Below are 15,302 nucleotides of genomic sequence, written 5' to 3'. Positions count from 1 at the left end.
CCGAAGATGTCGTTTGCCTGTGCGCGCACGCGAACGAAGGTCGTGCGCTTGGTGAGCTCCTTCAGCCGGCGCGCGCCGACATAAGTGCACGCCGAGCGCACCCCGCCCAGGATGTGCTGCACGGTTGCGGTCACGGGGCCGCGGCACTCGATCAGCACTTCCTTGCCTTCGGCCGCGCGGTAGTCCGCCACGCCGCCCGCGTGCTTCGTCATCGCGGCCTCCGAGCTCATGCCGTAGAAGCGCTGGTAGCGCTTGCCTTCACGCTCGACTACATCTCCCGTGCTTTCGTCGTGGCCGGCCAACATGCCGCCCAGCATGACGAAGTCCGCCCCGCCGCCGAATGCCTTGGCGATGTCGCCCGGCACGGTGCAACCGCCATCGGCACAGATCAGGCCGTTCAGGCCATGTGCGGCATCGGCGCATTCGATTACCGCCGAGAGCTGCGGATAGCCGACCCCGGTGGTGATGCGCGTCGTACACACCGAACCGGGCCCGATGCCGACCTTGACGATGTCCGCGCCCGAGAGAATGAGCTCTTCGGTCATCTCGCCGGTGACCACGTTGCCGGCCATGAGCGTGAGCGCCGGATGCTCGCGCCGGAACGCTTCCACGAAGCGCACGAAGTTCTCGCTGTAGCCGTTGGCCACGTCGATGCAGACGTTGCGCAGCGTATCGCCCGCGCGCGCGAGAACGCGCTCGAACTTGTCGTGATCGGCCTTGGTGATGCCCATCGAGTAGAAATGCGGGCACTGCGCGCCACGGGTCGTGAAGAATTCGACCAGCGTTTCAATGCCGTAGTACTTGTGCAGCGCGACCGACAGGCCCAGCGGCGCCAGCGCATCGGCCATTCCGATCGTGCCCACGGTGTCCATGTTGGAGGCGACGATCGGGATGTCCTTGTAGCGGTGACCCGAGTGTTTGAAGACGAACTCGCGCTGGATGTCGACCTCGGCGCGCGACGGCAGCGCCGAGCGCTTGGGCCGGATCAACACGTCGTTGTAGTCGAGCTTGAGCGTCTGCTCAATGTGCATTGCGCCGCTCCTTCAGTTCCGAGTGCAGTCTGCATGCATCGAGCGGACCAGACCGCTGCGGTCGCCACAAAATACTTGGTCGACCTCGCACCGATGCACCGCTACGCCCCGCGTCTTCCCTGCGACCCGGCTGCTCACTTGTGCTCCTTGCGCAGGAAGCGGTCGAGCTGGTCGGCGAATCGCTTGCGATCGGCATGATCGAGCGGCGCGGGTCCCGCGGTCTGCGTGCCGCTCGATCGCAACTGGTCGAGGAAGTCTCGCAGCGCGAGGCGCTCGCCGATCGTGTCCGGAGTGTACAGCTCGCCGCGCGGATTGATCGCATGGCCGCCGCGGGCGATCACATCGGCAGCCAACGGCACATCGGCGGTGATCACCAGATCGCCGGGCGCGAGGCGCTGGGCGATTTCGGCGTCGGCCACATCGAAACCGCGCGGCACTTGGATCGAACGGATGAATTTCGACGGCGGCGTTCGCAGCAGCTTGTTGGCAACCAGCGTCATGGATACCTGTTCGCGCTCGGCCGCGCGGAACAGGATGTCCTTGATCACGGCCGGACAGGCATCGGCATCGACCCAGATGTGCATGTGCTCTCAAGCGCCAACCGGCGCAGCAGCGAACTCCAGGATGCGTCTCTTGTCCGCATAGGGCACGACGATCGTCCCCGCGTTTTCCAGGCTGTCGACGATCTCGGCAACGGTCTGCTGACGAAGCGTACCGCTCCCATTGGCTGGAGTCGGGACGATAAACAGTGACGATGATACGCTCGCCGGCGTCCGCATTCTCGGCGACGACGACATGGAGCGACGAGCCGGCGGACGAAGCCCAGCCAAAGGGCGCTTCCTCGTGCGCCCACGCAAGCCGGCCTCATGGGTACGAGTCTCACTCGCGGGCAAGCGTTATCACGACGAGGGTCTATGGGAGCCGAAGTCGTGCCGCCACGGGGAAGGCGCTCGGCGACTGGCTCACGCACGCGTTGCTCGGGCCGACGAGGGGTCGAACGTGGCTATTGCAACTTGCTATTGCGCTCGCGCACGGTGCTTACACTCTGGCTTGGCTAGCTCGCGATCCGTACGCAGAAATAGACGGGTACGCCCTAGCGCTCGCGCGAGGCGCTGCGTCCAGCCATGGATTCGGTATGCGCGGGAGGCTGCTTCTTTTGCAGCGCCGTGCGAGAAAAGGACGTGGCCGGTTCGACCTGCGAACCGGTCATGCTCGCCGTCGATGGCGCCGGCATACGGGCCTCCCTGCTGCCCGAAAGCTTCAAGACCGGCGCTGCAACCACGGCGGTCTTGATGTAAGCGACTGCTCGCTCCATGCTATCTGACGAGGTGAAGGGCGGGCTCGAGCACACCACGCCGAACGGGGCCGAGAGCGTGAACATCGGGCCGTTGGCCTGGTAGGCCCGGCCAATCTGGTACAGCCAATCTTTTTGCAGCGCCAAGCGCAGCCACTCGATCGTACGCTCGGCCAGGTCGAGGTCTGGAATGGCGCTGCTGGCGAGCAGCACCGTGTCGTCGGAATCGGAAAACCGGATCAGGCATTGTGCTTCGCCCAGCGTCAGTACTTCGAATCGGCCGTTCATTGCAAAGCTCCTGCGCGTGGATCGTCCAGTCTGGATTATCGATATTACATACGGATTTCGGCACGGCAATCGGGCGGCATGGACCGCGGAGTGTAGCAGTTCGGCGCGGCGCGGCGCGGTGGAATTCGCGCGCCTACCCGGGCAGCGCTTCGGGGTTGAGCACATTGGTCGGCTTCCCGTCCAGCCAAGCGAGAACGTTCTTCACCGACTCGCCATAGAAGTGACGAAAGATATCGGTATTGACGTAACCCAGGTGCGGAGCGAGCGTCACGTTGTCCAACGTTCGCAGCCGATGATCCGGCGGCAACGGCTCGCGCTCGTAGACGTCGAGCGCGGCATGGGCGAAGCGGCGCTGCTCGAGCGCGTCGATCAGCGCGGCTTCGTCCAGCACCGGGCCGCGCGAGGTGTTCACCAGGATCGCCGAGGGCTTCATGCGGGCAAAGTCGGCCGCGCCGATCAGCTTGCGTGTCCGCTCGCTCAGCACCACGTGGATGCTGATGAAGTCGGAGGACGAAAAGAGCTCTTCCTTGCTCACGTAGCGGGCGCCTGCCTCGGCCGCCCGTTCGGGCGTCAGGTTCTGGCTCCACGCGGCCACGTCCATGCCGAACGCCTTGCCGTAGCCCGCCATGCGGCTGCCGAGGCGCCCCAGCCCGACCAGCCCGAGACGGCGTTCCTCCAGCACTGTGCCCGCCCGCAAGCCGTCGTGCCAGCGCCCGCTGCGCACGCCGCGGTCTGCTCTTGCCAGGTCGCGCGCTCCGGCCAGCAGCAATGCCCAAGCCATTTCGGCAGTGGACGCGCCGCCTTCGCCGCCGTGGGTGTTGCATACGAGGATGCGCCGCTCGGTTGCGGCGGCGATGTCGAGGCTCGGCGCCCGCCGGCCCGTCATCGCGATCAGCTTCAGATTCGGCAGCCGCTCGATCAGGGCGCGCGTGAAGTGGGTGCGTTCGCGCAGCAGGTTGACGACCTCGAACGGCGCCAGCTTTTCCGCTGCCTGCTCGACCGAACCGAAGGCGGTATCGAACACCGTGATATCGACGCCGCGACGGCGAACCGCCTCCCAATCCGCGGAATCGAGCGCCACGTTCATATAGTCGTCGAGAATCGCGAGCTTCATGTTCTTTCCCTGCCGGCGGCCAGCGCGAGACGGCGATGCTAGCATGCGCTACGGCATTGCCGAGGCCGCGCGAGGACATCCAGGGACGAGCGAGGTGTAGCATAGCTGCGCCCGGGTGCCTACCCGGGAAATGCCCCGCCTCGGACACGTAGCGAAACAAAACGAAACACTCACGCGACAAACACGATTGAAGGTCCTGATTCTCGGCGCCGGCGTGATCGGCGTGACCAGCGCCTGGTATTTGCAGCGTGCCGGGCACGAAGTGAGCGTGGTCGAGCGCCAGTGCGCCGCGGGCCTGGAAACCAGTTTCGCCAACGGCGGCCAGATCTCGGTCAGCCATGCCGAGCCGTGGGCGAATCCGGCGGCGCCGCTCAAGGTGCTGCGCTGGCTTTTTCGGCACGATGCGCCGCTGCTGTTTCGCCTGCGCCTGGATCCGGCGCAATGGCGCTGGGGCTTGCAGTTCCTGCGCGAGTGCTGGCCCTCGCGCGCTCGGCACAACACCGGGCAGCTGGTGAAGCTCGGCCTCTATAGCCGCGACCAGCTCAATCGCCTGCGCCGCGAGACCGGCATCGAGAACGATCAGCTGGAGCTCGGCATCCTGCATTTCTTCACCGACCGCGCGAGCTACCAGCACGCAATGCGCACCGCGGAGCTGATGCGCTCACACGGCTCGGACCTGGTGTTGAAGACGCCGGCCGAATGTCTGGCGATCGAGCCGGCGCTTGCGCCGATCGCGGATACGCTGGTCGGTGCGACCTTCACGCCTTCGGACCAATCGGGCGACGCGCACGTGTTCACCCAGCGGCTGGCGGAGCTGGCGCGCGCGCAAGGGGTTCGCTTCGTGTTCGACACGTCGGTCGAGTCGATCGAGCATGCGGGCGGCGCGATCGAAGCGGTGCGCGTGCGCCGCGGTTCGGCGCCCGATCGCATCGTGGCCGATGCTTATGTCGTCGCGCTGGGAAGCTATAGCCCGCTGTTGCTGCGTCCGCTCGGACTGCGCATCCCCGTCTATCCGGCGAAAGGCTATTCGGTGACGGTGCCAATCGTCGAGCCCGAGCGCGCGCCGCGCGTGAGCCTGATCGACGAGTCGCTCAAGATCGTCGCCTCGCGCCTGGGCGAGCGGCTGCGCATCGCCGGCACCGCCGAATTCAGCGGCTACGATACCGCCATCGATCGGCGCCGTTGCGAGGCCATTTTGCGCCGTGCTGCCGAGCTCTTTCCCGGAGCGTTCGACGCCGCCGATGCGCAGTTCTGGGCGGGCCTGCGCCCCGCCACACCGGGAAACCTGCCCCTGATCGGCGGCACGCGCTTGCGCAAGCTTTTTCTCAACACCGGCCACGGCACGCTCGGCTGGACGCTCGCGTGCGGCTCCGGGCGTGCGTTACTGGACCTGATCGAGGGCCGCGAGCCCGAAGTGGCGTTCGACTTCCTGCGCGCAATGGAAAGGTCGGCTCGGCCGGCCGCTCCAGCATCATGCGGCCGTAGTTCCTGAACGCCGGCGCGCTCATCGAAGTGGCCGTGATGATGTCGAGAAACGCGCCGGGGGCGACGCCGTTCTTCTCCACCAGCGCGAACGCCTCGCCGAGACTTTCGATGATCGCGGCGAGCATGAAGTTGCGCGCGATCTTCACGATGTTGGCCTGGTGGGGTTCGAAGCCGACCTTGAACCAGCGCCGCCCGAGCGCCTGGAAGAGCGGCGCGCAGCGCTCGAGCGCGTCCGCGGCGCCGGCCGCGACGATATCGAGCTCGCCCTTCAGGGCGACCTCCGGCCGGCCGAATACCGGGGCCGCGACATAGCCGCAGCCGCGCGCGGCATGCGCTGCGCCGAGCCGGCGTCCCAGGTCGAGCCCGATGCTCGCCATGTTGAGATGCAGGCAGGCCGGCGGCAGGCGCTCGACCAGGCCCTGCTCGATCCAGACCGCTTGCACCGCGTGATCGTCGGCCAGCATGCTGATGACGATCTCGGCCTGCAGGGTCTCTTCGATGCGCGCTGCGATGCTGGCGCCGTGATCTCGCAAGGCCTCGGACGGACCAGGCGAGCGGTTCCACGCGATCAGGTCATGGCCCGAGTCGAGCAGGCGCCGGGCCATTTCGCGCCCCATCTGCCCCAATCCGATGAATCCGATGCGCATCGATCCCTCCGGCGTGCGTGAGCGCCCGATTTTGGCCTATCGGTCGCGCGGGCTACAATGTTTGGAGGCCTCCCTCGCCCGGCCCCTGGCCAGGAATCTGCCCGCATCAGTGGGCACGCGACGCTCCCCTCACGCTCCAGGAGAGGGAAGAGGGGGCACACAACTGTCGCAAGCCGATTGTTTTCTCCTCGGGGCGACACTGGCATGAGGTAGATCATGAATCTCGGCATCAAAGGCAGGGCAGCGCTGGTGACCGGCGGCAGTCGCGGCATCGGTCGCGAGACGGCACGCCAGTTCCTGGAAGAAGGCGTGCGCGTCATGATCTGCGGGCGCAACCCGGAAAGCCTGGAGCGCACGCGCGCCGAGCTGGCGCAGGCCACCGGCGGCGACATTCACGCGGTGGTGGCCGACACGATGCAGGAAGACGACATCGTGCGCCTGGTCGATGCGGCCAAGGACCGCTTCGGCAAGATCGACATCCTGGTGAACAACGCGGGCCAGATGTACTCGGGCCGCTTCGCCGCGATGACCGATGCGGGTCTCAAGGAGCAGTTCGAGACCAAGATTTTCGGCTTCCTGCGCGCGATCCGGCTGGTCCATCCGATGATGAAGGCGCACGGCTGGGGCCGCATCGTCAATCTTATCGGCGGCGCCGGCAAGGAGCCCGACCCGTACATGTTCGGCAGCGGCATCACCAACAGCGGGCTGCTCAACATCACCAAGTCGCTGTCGACCGAGTTCGGCGAAGACAACGTGCTGGTGAACGCCGTCTGTCCGGGCTGGGTCGACACCAACCTGTGGCGGCGCAACGCGCAAGGGCTCGCCGCCGAGCTCGGCGCCCAGAGCGAGGACGAGGCCCGGCGCCTGGCCGCACGCAAGAACGCAGTCAATCGCTTCGGCAAGCCCGAGGAGCTCGCCAACGCGATCGTATTCCTGTGCTCCGAGCGCGCGAGCTACATCACCGGGGTGTCGCTGAATCTTGACGGCGGCCGCCTGAAGAGCCTATGGTGACGACAGGAAAAAGGGGCCTGGCCCGGAGCCTGGCCCCTTTTTCCAACCTGGGCGGCGGGCGTCTCGAGCGCCGATGGTAAAGAGGCCGAGCCCTTCTGGCACCGTACGCGCGTGCTCGGGTGAGCGCCGCTGCCGCGCTGGAGTAATCTTGCTCTCTCGCAACCGACCGGAGGGATAGCCATGCCCCGAATCGTCGGCTGGGTGGCGATCATTGCCGTAGTCGCCATCGCCGCGGCCTGGATCTGGATGCAACGCTCGCAGCCGATCCTCACGCCCGCGCCGCCTGCCATCGAGCCGCCGGCGCCGTCCGCAGGCGAGGCGCAACCCAAGATCCAGTTTCCGGTACCGCCCGTCGCGACGCCGAAGCCGTTGCCGGCGCTCGACCAGAGCGATGCGCAGCTGCGCGAGGCGCTATCGGGCGTCGGCGCCGAGCCGAACTGGCTCGAGAAAGCGGTGTTCGAGGATTTCGTGCGCCGGGTGGTGGCCACCGTCGACAGCCTCACCACCCCCAAGATTCCGCTGCGCCTGCTGCCGGTGAAGACCGCGCCGGGCAAGTTCGTGGCGGCGGTCGACACCGACGGCATCCGCTTGAAACCTGAAAACAGCATGCGCTATGCGGCATACATGCGCGTGCTGGAAGCGGTCGATCCAGCGCGGGTGGTCGCGCTCTACGTCCAGTACTACCCGCTGTTCCAGCAGGCCTACCAGGAGCTCGGCTATCCGAATGGCTACTTCAACGATCGCCTGGTCGCCGTGATCGACCACCTGCTCGTCACCCCACCGGTGCAGGCGCCGGTCCGGCTGGTCCAGCCCGAGGTGATGTACCGGTACGCCGATCCGGAGCTGGAAGCGCGCTCGGCCGGGCAGAAGCTCCTGATGCGCATTGGCAATGCCAACGCCGCGATCGTCAAGGAGAAGCTGCGCGCGATCCGGCGCGAGCTGGTCGCCGCTCCACCCCCGCCGCCCGGCTAAGCCCGGATATTTTCGCCGGGCCGGCCCGAATCGGAGCGAATGCTCTACCCAGGAACCTGCCCGCCTGGCGGGCACACGACGCTCCCCTCTCCCCCCGGGAGAGGGGCTGGGGGGTGAGGGAAGAGACGGCACGCGAGGTTCCAGGGCGCAAGCCGCGATGGGCGTATCGTGCCGTCTCTCCCGAGCCATGCATGATCGCCTGCGGGCGTCGAGCCAGGCGTTGGGGCTTTGCCGTACACCGCCGGGATGACATACTGCGGCCGCGCTGCTTGCCGGTAAGCCGCATGCAGCATCATTCCACACACACCAGCGCGAAAGGTGATGCATGAAGATCGAACGCATCGGATTCATGACCCCCGGCGACATGGGCCAGGCGGTGGCCATGCAGCTCAAGAACAAAGGCTTCACAGTCTGCACGGCGCTCGAGAAACGCAGCGAGCGCAGCCGCAAGATGGCGGCGGAGGTCGGGCTCACCGACCTCGGCTCGATTGCCCGCATGACCGCCGAGTGCGATCTCGTTATGTCGGTCATGAACCCCGGGGCGGCATTGGAGTTCGCGCGCGAGGCGGCCGAAGCGATCCGCACCCAGGCGCACAAGCCCGTATTCATCGACTGCAACGCGGTCGCGCCGGACACGATGCGCGACATCGAGGCGGCGCTCAAGTCTGCCGGGGCGCGCTGCCTGGATGGCGGCCTGATCGGCCCTCCGCCGCGCGGAAAGTCCAAGGTGAACCTCTACGTCGCCGGCACCGGCGCCGCGGACCTGGCGCAACTCGCCAACGAGCAACTGCTCGTGCACGTGCTGGGTGAGCGGTTCGGCGACGCCAGCGCGGTGAAGATGTGCTACGGCGCGTTCAACAAAGGCACGCAGGGACTGATGCTCGAGACGCTCATGGCGGCGCAGCGGCTCGGCGTTTACGACGAGCTCGAGAAGCAGCTCCTCAGCTCGCGTGCGGAGGCGTACAACGGGCTGCTCAACGCCCTGCCGCTGCTGCCGTCCAAGGCTTATCGCTGGGTGCCGGAGATGCTCGAGATCGCGCGCACGTTCGAAGGCGTGGGCATGACGCCGCGCATCTTTCAGGGCGAAGCCGATATGTTCGAGCTCGTCGCCGCTACGCCGCTGGGACGCGAGACGCCGGAGAGCCGCGACAAGTCCCGCACCGGCAAGGACGTCATCAAGCAACTGGCCGACACGCCGCGGAAGTAGCCGAGCGCGCAGTCCGACAGGGCGGCGTCAACCCGAGCGCCGCGCCGACGTGCTCGGTGCCGGCGCGAGACGACGCATGGCAAGCGACGTCTCGCACAGCCGGTCGCCGGCGCATTCGACACGAAATGCACCCGCAGCAGGCGCGGCGGCGACCGCTTCGGCGAGGCGGCCGTCCTCGAACAGCAGCGCGGCGCCGTCGCTCACCCCATAGCCCGCGGGCATGTCGCCCCGGCGCACCATGGCGTGGAATTCACGCCGGCGGTGTACTTCGCCGCCCCAGTGCGGCGAGCAGCTGCCCTTCACGAACCCGAGGCAGCGCAACGGCGCGCTCTGCGTTCCGGGCGCCGCCGAATCCGACGCGCCCCACTCGAACCAGCAGATCGCTCCGGCGCTGACGCCGGCGAGCACCGCGCCGTTGGCCGCGGCGTTGCGCAGCGCCTGCGGCACACCCCATTCGCGCCAGACCGCCAGCATGCTGCGCGTATTGCCCCCGCCCACGTAGATCGCATCCTGCTCGGCGAGCGCACGCTCGAATCCAGCGGCCGGGATCGCACCCGGGCGCGGCTTGCGGAAGAACGCGAGATGCGAAAGCTCCGCAGGATAGCGGGCGAACGCCCGATAGAACCTCTGCAGCGCATCCTCGGCATCGCCGCTCGCGGTGGGCAGGAAGCAGATCCGCGGCCGTCGGGCCGCGGCCAGGCTGACCACGTAGTCGTCCAGCAACGACGGACCGTCTTCCATCATGAATCCGCCGCCGCCGATTGCAACGATGCGCCGCATGCATCCTCGAAAGGTCCGTTGCACGGAAATCGCGATCGATGCGCGCTGAGCAACCAGCAATCGTCGATCGATTCGTTCGCATGATAGCGCAGCGCTCGCCGGGCGCACCTCGACGTGCACTCTGATTGATACGCCTTGCGGAGGTTTCGCCGAGCGTGCAGACTCGCGCTCGCTCCGGTCGTCCGGCGGGCGAGACCATCGACTGAAACACCAATGAGGGAGAAACGAACGATGAGAATCGCCATTCTCGATGACTACCAAAATGCCGCACGCAGCCTGCGAGCCTTCTCACGGCTCGCCGGGCACGAGGTGACGACGTTCACCGATCACGTGCGCGATCCGGACACGCTGGCACAACGACTTCGCGGTTGTGAAGCGATCGTGCTCATCCAGCAGCGGCTGCGTCTCACGCGCGAGATCGTCGACAAACTACCCGAGTCGGTGCGCATCGTGAGCCAGACCGGCTCGTGGGTGGGGCATATCGACGTCGAAGCCTGCAGCGAGCGCGGTATCGCGGTGGGCGCAGCGGGTAAGACCAATTACCACGCTCCGGCGGAGCTCGCCTGGGCGCTGATCCTGGCTTCGCTGCGTCATCTGCCGCAGGAAGTGAACGGGCTGCGCGCGGGCGGATGGCAGACCACGGTCGGTCTGGAAGTGCACGGCCGCACGCTGGGGATCTACGCGTTCGGCAATATCGGATCGATCGTCGCGGCGGTCGGGCGTGCCTTCGGCATGCGCGTCATCTGCTGGGGTCGCGACGGTTCGACGGCACGTGCGCGCGCCGCGGGTTACGAAGTTCCGGCGACGCGCGAGGAATTCTTCGAAACGGCCGACATCGTGACGTTGCACATGCCGCTGCGAGCCGATTCGCGTGGCATCGTCACGGCTCAGGATCTCGCGCGCATGAAGCCCACCGCGCTGTTCGTGAACGTGAGCCGCGGGGCGCTGGTGGGCGACGAGGTGCTGGCCGAAGCGTTGCGTAACGGCCGGCCAGGCAGAGCGGCCGTCGACGTTTACGAGGAAGAACCGATCTACGGCGCGAACAATGCGCTGGTCCAGTGCGACAACTGTCTATGCACGCCGCATATCGGCTTCGTCGAGCAGGATACCTACGAGCGCTACCTGGGCGGCGCGTTTGATCGCGTGACTGCGTTTGCAGCCGGCAAGCCGATCGACATCGTCAATGCGGATGCGCTCGCCCGACGCTGAGCGCGAGGCCTCGCCGGCAGACCCGGCAGATCTCGCCGGCCGTGCTTACCGCGCCGTCACGCCGGCGGCCTCGAATACTTTGGCGCGCGTCTGGATTTCCTTGCGCACCATGCGATCGAAATCCTCCGGCGGGGTCCATTTCGTGCGACCGCCCATGGCGACGATCTTGTCGTTGATTAAGGCAGCTTGGGATAGATCGAGGCGCTGCCGGCGAATCCGGACGAGGTGACCAGCAGCGTGTGCCCGTCGGGCGTGGCGGCTCCGACCAGCGCCGTGCCGATGGTGCTGCCCGCGCCGGCACGATTGTCGACGACCACCTGCTGGCTGAATGCTTCACCGATCTTGGGTGCGAACAAGCGCCCGAGGGTATCGCTGCCGCTTCCGGGCGTGAACGGAACGATCACGCGAAACGGCTTGCTTCCCAGATCGGCGCCTGCGGCCGATGCGGCGCAGGCGAAGCCCAGCAATCCAACTGCAATGCGAAACCTCGACATCTTGTGTACCTCCTCCGTGTTAGCGGCGCAGTATAGCGTGGGCCACGGGCAGGCCAGCAGGCCTTGCAGTGCCTGCCACTTCGAATGCGGATCGGCTTCGGCTTGGGGGAGCCGTGATTCCGTGGCATAGTCACAGGCTTCGATCGATTCAGGTGGCACGAAAGCCTACAGGAGAAGAACGCAGTGACCAGCCCTTTGGATTCCGCCCATGCGGCCGCTCCGGCCGAGCAGACCGGCGCCGATCTGATCGTCGACTATCTCATCCGCGAGGAGGTGCCCTATATCTTCGGGCTCTGCGGTCACGGCAACATCGGCTTCATCGATTCGCTGTACGCACGCGCCGAAGCGATCAAGACCGTTTCGGTGCACCATGAAACGGTGTGCGGATTCATGGCCGACGTGTTCTATCGCGTCTCGGGGCAGCCTTGCGCCACGTTCACCTCGTGCGGCCCCGGTTCGGCCAACCTGCCGATCGCGCTCGCCAACGCGTTCTTCGATTCGGTCCCGTTTCTCGCCATCACCGGCAACGTGCCGACCACCCAGTTCAATCGTGGCGCGTTCCAGGAAACCTACCGGCACTTCCAGGCCGATTTCCCTTCCACCGTGCGCGCGTACTGCAAGCGCGTCTATCAACCGACACGCCCCGAGCAGGTCGCGCTCCAGACCCGGCAGGCGTGGAAGACGATGGTCACCGGCCGTCCCGGTCCCGTCGTGCTCGACGTGCCCTTCGACATCTTCAAGGAGCCGTGCAGCGACGGCACGCCCTTGCCGGAAGCGTGGAGCGCGAACATCGATTGTCGTGCCGGTGCCAGCCCCGAGGCGCTCGGCCGCGCGCTCGGGATGCTGCTCGCCGCCGAGCGGCCGGTCATCCTGGTTGGCCAGGGCGTGCGCTATGGCAAGGCGACCGGCGAATTGCTGCAATTGGCGGAGCGCCTGAAGATTCCGGTGGCGTGGTCCGCGAGCGGCGCCGGCGCGATCGATTCGCGTCATCCGCTGGCGCTGGGCCTGATCGCGCGCAACGGCGCTTACCAGGCGAACCACGCCGCGCGCCAGGCCGACGTGCTGCTCGCGCTCGGCGTGCGCTTCGACGATCGCACCTCGAGCTCGTGGATTCCCGGCTATTCGTTCACCATACCGCCGACCCGTCTCATTCACGTCGATATCGATCCGGAGGAGATCGGCCGCAACTACCCGGTGGCGCTGGGGGTGATGGCAGACGTGCGTACCTTCCTGCGCCAGCTCATCGGCGAGCTCGATGCGCGCAAGGGCGCGAAGATTCCGCAGCCGCGGCTCGCGTGGCTCGAGACCATCGACGGTTATCGCAAGGAGTGGAACGCGTTCATCGCGCCCGGCTTCCAGGCCGATACGACGCCCATCCATCCGCAGCGCGCCGCGCACGAAATCGATCAGGCGCTGCCGCAGGACGCGATCCTCGTCAGCGACATCGGCGTGCATCACAACTGGCTGCTGCAGTTCTGCCAGCCGCGACGGCCCGATTCGCTGATCGGCTCGATGGGGTTCGGGCCGATGGGCTTCGGCGTGGCCGGGGTGCTGGGTGCGAAGCTCGCGGCGCCCGATCGGCCGTGCGTCTCGGTGTGCGGCGACGGCGCGTTCTTCATGCATGCGAGCGTGCTCGGCACGGCGTTCGAGTATTCCATTCCCGTGGTCTGGGTGGTCTGGAACAACTATGCCTACGCATCGATCCGCGGCCTGCAGCGCGGCTACCTCGGCGGTCGCGAGCTCGCGACCGACTTCCGTCATCCCGAGACCGGCGAGCCCTACAACCCGGATTTCGCCGCGATGGCACGCTCGGCCGGCATCGAAGGCGTGCGCGTGGACCGGGCGGCCGACCTGAACGAAGCCATCAAGGCCGGCATCGCCACCGGCCGGCCGTATCTCATCGACGCCAATATCGGCGCCGAGTCGAATCCCGCTGGCGCCGGAATCTGGGAGCTGCCGAGCCTGGGACGCAGCCAACCGGGAATCGGGCAGCAATACACGCCCGGCTTCGGGCAGTGAGGCTGCGAGTCCGTCGTTCCCGCGAGCGCGGGAAGTCGGAAACGTTCATGCACCCTGGATTCCCGCTTTCACGGGAATGACGGAGCCGTTGTCGCCGCGCGATGGGCTGATACGCCATTGCCACTCGCCACGTTGAATCGACAGCACGCGGCGATCTACCTCGCGCTTGCGCTGACCTTCTTCAATTTCGTCGGCACGGCGGCGGCGCGTGTCGTGCTCACGCTCTACGCGCTCGAGCTCGGCGCACCGGCCTCGGCCGTCGGCGTCCTGGGCGGGTTGCTGTTCCTGTTCCCGTTGCTCTTGTCCTGGCCGATCGGCATCGCGGCCGATCGCATGGGCGGGCGTCCGCTGATGATGTTCGGCTCGGTCTGCGGCGCGCTCTCGCTCACGCTGCCGTTCTTCTTTCCCACGCTGCCCGCGCTATTTGTTGCAGCGACGTTGAACGGCCTGGCGCTCGCGTTCTTCCACGTCACGCTGCAATACCTGGTGGGCGAGCTGAGCGCGCCGGAAGACCGGGCGCGCAATTTCAGCAACTTCAGCCTGGCCGGCGCGATGACCAATTTCGTCGGGCCGATGATAGCGGGATTTTCGATCGACACGCTCGGCCATGCCGCGGCCAGCCTGGTTGCGGCATCGCAGTCGTTCGTCGCCGTGTTGTTGCTGCTCGCATGGGGGCGGCTCTTTCCGCCGGGCAAAACGCGGACCGCGCGTGAAACCGGACCTGGCCCGCGCCTGATCGACCGCGAGGTCGTCTACATGCTCGTCATCAGCGGCATGGTGCAGCTCGGCTACGACCTGTTCCAGTTCTATCTGCCGATCTATGCGCACTCGATCGGCCTGTCGGCCTCGGCCATCGGCGCGGTGCTCGCGACGCTTGCCATCGCGGCGTTCGTGGTGCGCCTGTTTCTCGCCCGGCTGGTGAAGCAGGTTCCCGGGCGCACGTTGCTCATCTCGGTCTTCATCATGGGGGCCATCGGCTACGCGCTGGTGCCGTTTTCGACCAGCGCCGTCGTGCTCGGTGTCATTGCCTTCGTGTTCGGTCTCGGCATGGGCATCGGCATTCCGCTCACCGTGATTCTCATGTTCGCCAACTCCACCGAGGGACGCTCCGGGCAGACGCTGGGACTGCGCCTGACCGCCAACAACCTGGTGCGCGTCGGCGGGCCGATCGTGGCCGGCGCGGTCGGTTCCGCATTGGGTCTCGCCAGCGTATTCTGGATCGTCGCGGCGATTCTCGCCGGCGGCGCGTTGTTGGCGCGCTCGTGGCGCGGCAAGGGCAGCTGAGCCGAGCCCGCAAATTCTTTCAGGTGTTTGGGACGGCCGCGCTGTAGCGGCACCACCTGTAAACGGCAATCGACGCGATGCGTGCTCGCGCGAGTGTCGCGCAGGCAAATGACAGCGCGCTTCGGCGCTCAGCCGTATTCGTCGTGCGTGGGCGTGTCGGCAGGCGGCACATACCAGGCCGCTTTCGACTTCCAGAAGATGCTCATCTCCGGCCGCGCCTCGGGATCCCCATCCAGCACGCCGGCGGGAATCAACATGTTGGCCGTAGTGGCGACCTTGTGCGGCACGCGCGTACCGCATTTGGGGCAGAACGAGACAGCGAAGCGCTTGGCGCCGGGCAGATCGAAACGCTGCACCGACGCTTCGCCGGCGAGCCAGCGAAACTGTGTCTCGGGGACGAACACGTTGGCCGCGTGCGCGCTCCCGCTCGCCTTCTGGCAGCGGCTGCAGTGGCAGTAGCGGAAGGC

The 15,302-nt window shown here is 66.7% G+C and carries 15 protein-coding genes; 7 read left to right on the top strand and 8 right to left on the bottom strand.

Features of this window, described 5'->3' with window-relative positions; genetic code table 11:
• The 4 genes from GEV05_26560 to GEV05_26545 form a co-directional block, all read right to left on the bottom strand.
• Nucleotides 1–1,031, bottom strand: a 1,031-nt coding sequence (locus GEV05_26560) for a GMP reductase (protein ID MPZ46883.1), incomplete at its 3' end; no start/stop codon positions are given.
• Between the two features lie 134 nt (nucleotides 1,032–1,165).
• Nucleotides 1,166–1,615, bottom strand: coding sequence for a YaiI/YqxD family protein (locus GEV05_26555; GenBank protein MPZ46882.1), 450 nt, complete (start codon nucleotides 1,613–1,615; stop codon nucleotides 1,166–1,168).
• Between the two features lie 509 nt (nucleotides 1,616–2,124).
• Nucleotides 2,125–2,613 carry a hypothetical protein gene (locus GEV05_26550; GenBank protein MPZ46881.1) on the bottom strand — a complete coding sequence of 163 codons (489 nt, stop codon included), beginning with the start codon at nucleotides 2,611–2,613 and terminating at the stop codon, nucleotides 2,125–2,127.
• 133 nt (nucleotides 2,614–2,746) lie between these two features.
• Nucleotides 2,747–3,727, bottom strand: a complete 981-nt coding sequence (locus tag GEV05_26545) for a D-2-hydroxyacid dehydrogenase family protein (protein MPZ46880.1) — start codon at nucleotides 3,725–3,727, stop codon at nucleotides 2,747–2,749.
• A gap of 187 nt (nucleotides 3,728–3,914) precedes the next feature.
• On the opposite strand from GEV05_26545, the gene GEV05_26540 reads away from it, so the two are divergent.
• Complete coding sequence (locus GEV05_26540; GenBank protein ID MPZ46879.1) at nucleotides 3,915–5,219, top strand: FAD-dependent oxidoreductase; 1,305 nt, start codon at nucleotides 3,915–3,917, stop codon at nucleotides 5,217–5,219.
• Here the strand turns inward: GEV05_26540 and GEV05_26535 are convergent.
• Nucleotides 5,053–5,859 (bottom strand): NAD-binding protein, encoded by an 807-nt coding sequence (locus GEV05_26535; protein ID MPZ46878.1) that lies wholly within the window; start codon nucleotides 5,857–5,859, stop codon nucleotides 5,053–5,055. The genes GEV05_26540 and GEV05_26535 overlap by 167 nt on opposite strands.
• A gap of 216 nt (nucleotides 5,860–6,075) precedes the next feature.
• On the opposite strand from GEV05_26535, the gene GEV05_26530 reads away from it, so the two are divergent.
• From GEV05_26530 to GEV05_26520, 3 genes are all read left to right on the top strand, one after another.
• Nucleotides 6,076–6,870 (top strand): SDR family oxidoreductase, encoded by a 795-nt coding sequence (locus GEV05_26530; GenBank protein MPZ46877.1) that lies wholly within the window; start codon nucleotides 6,076–6,078, stop codon nucleotides 6,868–6,870.
• A 180-nt stretch (nucleotides 6,871–7,050) separates the two neighbouring features.
• Nucleotides 7,051–7,842 (top strand): DUF3014 domain-containing protein, encoded by a 792-nt coding sequence (locus GEV05_26525; protein MPZ46876.1) that lies wholly within the window; start codon nucleotides 7,051–7,053, stop codon nucleotides 7,840–7,842.
• A gap of 325 nt (nucleotides 7,843–8,167) precedes the next feature.
• Nucleotides 8,168–9,049: a DUF1932 domain-containing protein gene (locus GEV05_26520; GenBank protein MPZ46875.1), complete on the top strand. Its 882-nt coding sequence runs from the start codon at nucleotides 8,168–8,170 to the stop codon at nucleotides 9,047–9,049.
• 27 nt (nucleotides 9,050–9,076) lie between these two features.
• On the opposite strand, the gene GEV05_26515 is transcribed toward GEV05_26520, so the two are convergent.
• Nucleotides 9,077–9,829: a peptidase E gene (locus tag GEV05_26515; GenBank protein ID MPZ46874.1), complete on the bottom strand. Its 753-nt coding sequence runs from the start codon at nucleotides 9,827–9,829 to the stop codon at nucleotides 9,077–9,079.
• A gap of 231 nt (nucleotides 9,830–10,060) precedes the next feature.
• Between GEV05_26515 and GEV05_26510 the strand changes: the two genes are divergently transcribed.
• Entirely contained in the window at nucleotides 10,061–11,038 is a 978-nt protein-coding gene (locus GEV05_26510) for a D-2-hydroxyacid dehydrogenase family protein (GenBank protein MPZ46873.1), read from the top strand.
• A gap of 176 nt (nucleotides 11,039–11,214) precedes the next feature.
• Here the strand turns inward: GEV05_26510 and GEV05_26505 are convergent, their stop codons facing one another.
• Nucleotides 11,215–11,532 carry a hypothetical protein gene (locus tag GEV05_26505; GenBank protein MPZ46872.1) on the bottom strand — a complete coding sequence of 106 codons (318 nt, stop codon included), beginning with the start codon at nucleotides 11,530–11,532 and terminating at the stop codon, nucleotides 11,215–11,217.
• 195 nt (nucleotides 11,533–11,727) lie between these two features.
• On the opposite strand from GEV05_26505, the gene GEV05_26500 reads away from it, so the two are divergent.
• Both GEV05_26500 and GEV05_26495 read left to right on the top strand, forming a co-directional pair.
• Nucleotides 11,728–13,551: a thiamine pyrophosphate-binding protein gene (locus tag GEV05_26500; protein MPZ46871.1), complete on the top strand. Its 1,824-nt coding sequence runs from the start codon at nucleotides 11,728–11,730 to the stop codon at nucleotides 13,549–13,551.
• 54 nt (nucleotides 13,552–13,605) lie between these two features.
• Nucleotides 13,606–14,835 carry an MFS transporter gene (locus GEV05_26495; protein ID MPZ46870.1) on the top strand — a complete coding sequence of 410 codons (1,230 nt, stop codon included), beginning with the start codon at nucleotides 13,606–13,608 and terminating at the stop codon, nucleotides 14,833–14,835.
• Nucleotides 14,836–14,963: 128 nt separating this feature from the next.
• On the opposite strand, the gene GEV05_26490 is transcribed toward GEV05_26495, so the two are convergent.
• On the bottom strand, nucleotides 14,964–15,302 hold a 339-nt coding region (locus tag GEV05_26490), incomplete at its 5' end, for an aldehyde-activating protein (protein ID MPZ46869.1).

This window comes from Betaproteobacteria bacterium (assembly GCA_009377585.1).
GTDB lineage: Bacteria > Pseudomonadota > Gammaproteobacteria > Burkholderiales > WYBJ01 > WYBJ01.
Note: the sequence above shows the minus strand (reverse complement) of the source record. Positions and strands in the feature narration are given on the sequence as shown.

Excerpts from the sequence above, each read along its gene's own strand:
- GEV05_26525 (MPZ46876.1), top strand. The coding sequence starts at position 7,051 with ATGCCCCGAATCGTCGGCTGGGTGGCGATCATTGCCGTAGTCGCCATC.
- GEV05_26555 (MPZ46882.1), bottom strand. The coding sequence starts at position 1,615 with ATGCACATCTGGGTCGATGCCGATGCCTGTCCGGCCGTGATCAAGGAC.
- GEV05_26515 (MPZ46874.1), bottom strand. The coding sequence starts at position 9,829 with ATGCGGCGCATCGTTGCAATCGGCGGCGGCGGATTCATGATGGAAGAC.
- GEV05_26520 (MPZ46875.1), top strand. The coding sequence starts at position 8,168 with ATGAAGATCGAACGCATCGGATTCATGACCCCCGGCGACATGGGCCAG.
- GEV05_26530 (MPZ46877.1), top strand. The coding sequence starts at position 6,076 with ATGAATCTCGGCATCAAAGGCAGGGCAGCGCTGGTGACCGGCGGCAGT.
- GEV05_26510 (MPZ46873.1), top strand. The coding sequence starts at position 10,061 with ATGAGAATCGCCATTCTCGATGACTACCAAAATGCCGCACGCAGCCTG.
- GEV05_26505 (MPZ46872.1), bottom strand. The coding sequence starts at position 11,532 with ATGTCGAGGTTTCGCATTGCAGTTGGATTGCTGGGCTTCGCCTGCGCC.
- GEV05_26550 (MPZ46881.1), bottom strand. The coding sequence starts at position 2,613 with ATGAACGGCCGATTCGAAGTACTGACGCTGGGCGAAGCACAATGCCTG.
- GEV05_26545 (MPZ46880.1), bottom strand. The coding sequence starts at position 3,727 with ATGAAGCTCGCGATTCTCGACGACTATATGAACGTGGCGCTCGATTCC.
- GEV05_26535 (MPZ46878.1), bottom strand. The coding sequence starts at position 5,859 with ATGCGCATCGGATTCATCGGATTGGGGCAGATGGGGCGCGAAATGGCC.